The 4,744-nt window shown below is 73.0% G+C and carries 5 protein-coding genes; all 5 read right to left on the bottom strand.

The features are described 5' to 3' along the window. Window positions 1-118: 118 nt before the first annotated feature. The 5 genes from ACFVQ3_RS18355 to ACFVQ3_RS18335 all read right to left on the bottom strand — a co-directional run bounded on the left by ACFVQ3_RS18355 (window position 119) and on the right by ACFVQ3_RS18335 (window position 4,733). Window positions 119-1,510 (bottom strand): hypothetical protein, encoded by a 1,392-nt coding sequence (locus tag ACFVQ3_RS18355; protein WP_387642171.1) that lies wholly within the window; start codon window positions 1,508-1,510, stop codon window positions 119-121. Further along, window positions 1,507-2,040: a sigma-70 family RNA polymerase sigma factor gene (locus ACFVQ3_RS18350; RefSeq protein ID WP_387642168.1), complete on the bottom strand. Its 534-nt coding sequence runs from the start codon at window positions 2,038-2,040 to the stop codon at window positions 1,507-1,509. The genes ACFVQ3_RS18355 and ACFVQ3_RS18350 overlap by 4 nt, the downstream gene beginning before the upstream one ends. Window positions 2,041-2,212: 172 nt before the next feature. After that, window positions 2,213-3,697, bottom strand: coding sequence for a hypothetical protein (locus tag ACFVQ3_RS18345; RefSeq protein ID WP_387642165.1), 1,485 nt, complete (start codon window positions 3,695-3,697; stop codon window positions 2,213-2,215). Next, a complete protein-coding gene (locus ACFVQ3_RS18340; RefSeq protein WP_387642162.1) occupies window positions 3,694-4,407 on the bottom strand; it encodes an RNA polymerase sigma factor in 714 nt (237 codons plus the stop codon). The genes ACFVQ3_RS18345 and ACFVQ3_RS18340 overlap by 4 nt, the downstream gene beginning before the upstream one ends. 170 nt (window positions 4,408-4,577) lie before the next feature. Continuing rightward, complete coding sequence (locus tag ACFVQ3_RS18335) at window positions 4,578-4,733, bottom strand: hypothetical protein (protein ID WP_387642202.1); 156 nt, start codon at window positions 4,731-4,733, stop codon at window positions 4,578-4,580. Window positions 4,734-4,744 lie beyond the last annotated feature (11 nt).

The raw sequence follows: 4,744 nt of genomic DNA, 5'->3' as shown, positions 1-4,744 counted from the left end.
CCGGCCGGGGGTGTGTGGGGGGTGGGGGGGGGCGGGCGGGGGGGCGCGCGGGCGGGGCCCGGGGGCGCGCCCCCCCGGTCGGGCGCCCGCCCCGCCGCAGGGGCGCAGTCGGGGGCTGCTACCGCACCGTGAAGGTGACGGGGGCGGACACGAGGATTCCCTTGAACAGCGACTCCCCTCCCGACTCCCGCGCGATCGTCCGTCCCCACGTGCCGTCGGTCTGCTGCAGCGCGTACGAGTCGACCAACCAGGGGTAGACCGCGTGCAGCTGGTACGTGCCCGGAGGCAGCGGCTGGGGCGCGCTCGTGCCGTACAGGTCGCACGCCCCGGTCGCCGCCAGCGTGAACCTGCCGTCCTGCACCGCACCGGGCTGCATCTCCGTGTACTCGTACGAGTCCGTGGCGGTCAGGGGGCTCGAGACGATCACGCCGTCCTGGGAGATCACGTACTCGTAGAGGAAGGACCAGTCGACGACGTTGAGTCGGGCGTGCGCGTGGGTCGTCACCCGCGCGGTGATCGACGGCTGAGACGTCGCGTCGACGACCGGGACCCGGCCGACGACCTCGAGACGTGCGAGCAGGTCGTCACCCGAAGGGGCTGGGGCAGGGCTCCCGCACTGGAGATCCTCCATCGTCCTCGGTGCGGGGAAGGTTGCCCGCTCGGTGCCGAAGGCGCCGGGCAGATACGTCGGCGGCTCCGGGGCCTCGGGGGGAGTCTCGGGCTCGACGGGCTGGACGGGCTCGACGGCGACCGCGTGCCCGTCGATGCTCGTCAACCGCCCGGCCTCGTCGGTCGTCACGATCCATGGTCCGCCGGCGACCGTGGCCGTCGTGGGGCCCTGACCGGCGGGCGCCAGGTCGGCCGTCAGGAAGCCCATGGCCGTGTACGTCCCGCTGGTGGGCGGCTGGGACCCGTCACATGCGCCGACGCCTGACGTGGCGAGCTCCGCGGACGCCCCTGGTTCGAGCTCGGACGTGGACCGGTCCGACGGCGTCTCGTCCGTCGGGGGGGTGGGCATCGCCGGGAGGGACGCGACCTTGCCCTCGGCATCGAGCAGGTAGAGGGCGACCACGCCGTCGGACGTCACGGCGAGGTGGGACTCGCCGGTGTTGTCGAGGACGAGCGGCCGTTCCGGGGACCCGCCGGGAGCCAGCGCCACGGGGGTCGTCGTCGCGAGGAGGTCCGAGAGGTCGTCCCCGCACGCGGGAGCGAACGCACCGTCGAGAGGCTCGACGACCTCGGGGGTCGGCGACGGTACCGGCGGGGCCGGCAGGATCTCGACCGGTGCGGGGGACAGGACGCCCGAGAGGCCGATGCCTGCGACGCCCAGGAGGACGAACCCTGCGGAACCGAACGCGGCCGCGCGCTGACGGCGCGAGCGCTTGATCAGGCGGTGCACCTCGGCCGAGCCCGTGAGCCCGTCGGAGACGGCACGGCTCGCGTCGGTCGCGATGTCGGAGAGGGCCGCGTCGAGGTGCAGCGGTGTCGACGGCGGGATCTTGTCGTTCATCGGGCTCCTCCCAGGGGAGTGACGTCGAGGTCGTCTGACGGGGTGTCGATCGGGCCGAGGCCGGCCGCGAGCTTGCTGTTCGCGTCGCTGAGATACCGCTTGACCGTGCCCTCGCTGAGCGAGAGCTGGTCGGCGACCTGACGGATCGTGAGGTCGGAGTAGTAGCGCAGGACGACGCAGGCGCGCTCGCGGGGAGCGAGCGTCATGAGCGCCTTCTGCACGTCGAGCCGGGCGTCGGTGGTCGACGGGGCGTCGGGCACCTCCGGTTCGCCGAAGAGGTGCCGGATCTCTTCCCAGTGCCGCCGGCGCCTGAACCCGTCGAGGTACGTCGTGAGGATCGCCTTGCGGACGTAGCTCTCGGCGAGCTCGAAGTCGGTCGAGGCGCGGCCTCGCCGGAACGTTCGCACGAGCCCCTCCTGGACGAGGTCCTCCGCCTCCCGCAGGTCGCCGCACAGGAGGTACGCGTACCCCACCAGCGCTCTCCGACGGGTGCGGACGATCTCGTCCAGCACCTGCTCCCAACGGGCCATGAAGTCCTCCTGCATCGATCAGCGTGCCGTGTCACCGCTCTCAACGAGCAGCACCGGCAAAAGGTTGGGGTGAAGTGTCGACGACCTGTCGACGGTGCGTCCCCTCCTCGCCGCGCACGTCGGTCCCGCTCACCCGTGGGGTGAGCGGGACCGCGGCCCGGCGAGCGGTGGGTCAGGATCCTTCGCAGATCAGGGCGAGGGAGTCTCCGCCGTGGTCCGTCGTGCGCATCAGCTCCGCACTGTGGACGACGGCCCACCAGGCGCTGGGGGAGTCGCTCCACCGTGCTCGCAGCTCCCGGTAGAGCGGGGAGTCCGCCGCTGGAGCAGTGTCGGCGGAGAGCGCGACGAAGTCGTCCGTGTACGTCCCGAGGGGGCCGCCGGCGGTGTCGATGCCGTTCATGGCGTCGTCGTACGCGTCGCAGACCTCTCGGTCCTTGGTCGCGGGGGCCTGGGACGCCATCCCCCCGTCGATCACCTGGAGGCTGACGGTCGGGGTCGCTCCCGAGTCGTCCACGAGCACCTCGTAGGTCCCGACGAAGCGGGAGAAGGCGTAGCCCGACGGCGCCGGGGCGGAGAACGGGGCTCCGCCGCGCAGGACCAGGGTCCATCCGTCGTCGCTGGCCGTCCGCTGCCGCTCGCCGGTGCTGGCGTTCGGGGCGATGGTGAGGGTCCGGGTCCCGGACGGCCCGTCGGTCACGGAGATCTGCCGAGGATCGACGAGGAGGTCGAGAGCCACGGTGCTGCCGGCCTCCGCCGCCTGGCGGAGCGACGCGAGGACGGCCGACGTGTCGGCGAGCAGGACGTCCTGGAGCGCGACGGTGTCGGCGCCTGCTGCCGGCACGATCGTCAGCGGCACGGGCTCCGAGACGAGCCACCCGTCGTACAGGCCTCCTGCGGTCTCGGGGCCCACCGTGCCGTCCGCACCGACGGGTGCCCAGGAGTCGAGCTGGAACCGGGACAGCGCGTACACCTGGTAGTCGCCCGGCTCCAGCGAGGGCGAGTGGTCGTTGAGCCCTGCGGGGTCGCAGGTGGCGAACGAGTCGACACTCATCTCCCGGGTGATCGACGAGCCCGGCTCGGGAGCGAGGGGGCCGTCGGTCTCCGGGAGGGGGAGGAGCGAGCTGACGATCACGCCGTCCTGCACCACGACGTGGGCGCCGGGCCACTTCTCCCCGGCGACGGTGATCCTCGCGTCGTCGGTGAAGGTCGTCGTGACCGTGGTGTCGACGAGCTCGAGGTTCTGCACGGTCAGCCCGGCCGCGTCGATGCTCAGACGGGCGGGCAGCTGGTCGCCCGTCGGGGTCGGGGCGGGCTGCTGGCACTCGAGGGCCTGTGCGGTGAGCGGCGTCGGGAAGGAAGGCAGGGCCGCAGGCGTCGGTGACGGGGTCGCAGAAGGAGACGGCGACTCGGCCGGGGCCACGGGCTCGGGCCGGGCTCCCTGCGGGAGGGTGAGGGCCGCGACGCCGAGGGCCCCGGCCACGCACAGCGTCGTCGCCCCGAGGGCGACCTTCTTGGCTGCCCGACGGCGTCGCGTCCGTCCGCGGACGACGTCGATGTGGGAGTCGAGACCGGGCAGGGACGCGTCGTCGACGAGGTCGCGCAGTGCGCGGCCCAGGTCGTCCTCGTGGCCCGAGGGGCTGTGGTCGGTGGCGCTCACTTCGTGTTCCTCCCGTTCGTCGTGCGCTGCGCCTTCCCGACGGGCTGCGTCGGGAGGGGGGTGCTCGTGGTGGCAGGTGCGGGCAGGGCTGTCGTCGTGGCGCTCCTGCTGCCCGCGGCGGAGGCCGGGGTACCTGATCCCAGCGTCACCTGCATGCCGGTCATCGCGTCCGACAGGTGACGCTTGACCGTCCCTTCGGCGCACCCGAGCTCTTCGGCGATGCGCGGGACCGTCAGGTCCTCGTAGTACCGGAGGACGACGCACGCTCGCTGCCGCGGGGTCAGCCGGGCGAGCGCCCTGGCGGTGTCCGCACGGGCCGTGGCGGGAGCCTCGGGTCCTGCGACGCCCTCCCGCTGACCGACGAGATGTCTCAGCCCGAGCCAGTGCCGTCGGCGACGGTACCCGTCGAGGTAGAGCGTGAGGATCGCCCGGCGCACGTATCCCTCGAGGTGCGCGACGGTGCGGTCGGGCTCGTGCTCGGCCGTGTCATCGAGCGAGAAGAGCCGTGTCCCGCCCGGGGGCGTGCCGACCTCGGTCCGCCGCTCCGTCGTCGGACCCCGTCCCCGGAGCCTCGAGAAGACCTTGACGAGCGCGTCCTGCACCACGTCCTCGGCGTCGCGCCTGTTCCCGCAGAGCAGGTAGGCGTATCCCACGAGCGCGTCACCGCGCTGGGTGCACAGCGCGGTGAGCTCGTCGTCCCAGTCGGCCACCGTTCCCCCCCTTCTTCAGTGCGACCGCCCCTGGTGGGCGGTGTCACTGATCATGACGCTCGGCGCCCCTGGATCGTTGGGGGTGAAGTCCGGTGCGTGGTGCCGGGCAGCACTGCGCCCCGCCTCCCGGTGGTGGGGTGCGGGGCGGTGCGGGTGGTGGTGGGTTCTTGTCAGGGGGCGGTGACGAAGAGGTGGCGGGCGACGTCCTCGGGCAGGTCCAGGACGGTCTGCGCGCCCTGGGTCGAGACGGTGAACGACCCGGCCTCGGGCGTGACGGTGACCTCCTGACGCGGCAGGATGCCCGCGGCCGCCAGGCGCGCGAGCAGGTCCGTGTCCG

The organism is Oerskovia sp. NPDC057915 (assembly GCF_042887685.1).
In the GTDB taxonomy this organism is placed as follows: domain Bacteria; phylum Actinomycetota; class Actinomycetes; order Actinomycetales; family Cellulomonadaceae; genus Oerskovia.
This window is presented reverse-complemented; position numbering and strand designations above follow the sequence as displayed.

What these genes read in the sequence shown, in the direction of transcription:
- ACFVQ3_RS18355 (WP_387642171.1), bottom strand. Translation starts at nt 1,510, where the DNA reads ATGAACGACAAGATCCCGCCGTCGACACCGCTGCACCTCGACGCGGCC.
- ACFVQ3_RS18350 (WP_387642168.1), bottom strand. Translation starts at nt 2,040, where the DNA reads ATGGCCCGTTGGGAGCAGGTGCTGGACGAGATCGTCCGCACCCGTCGG.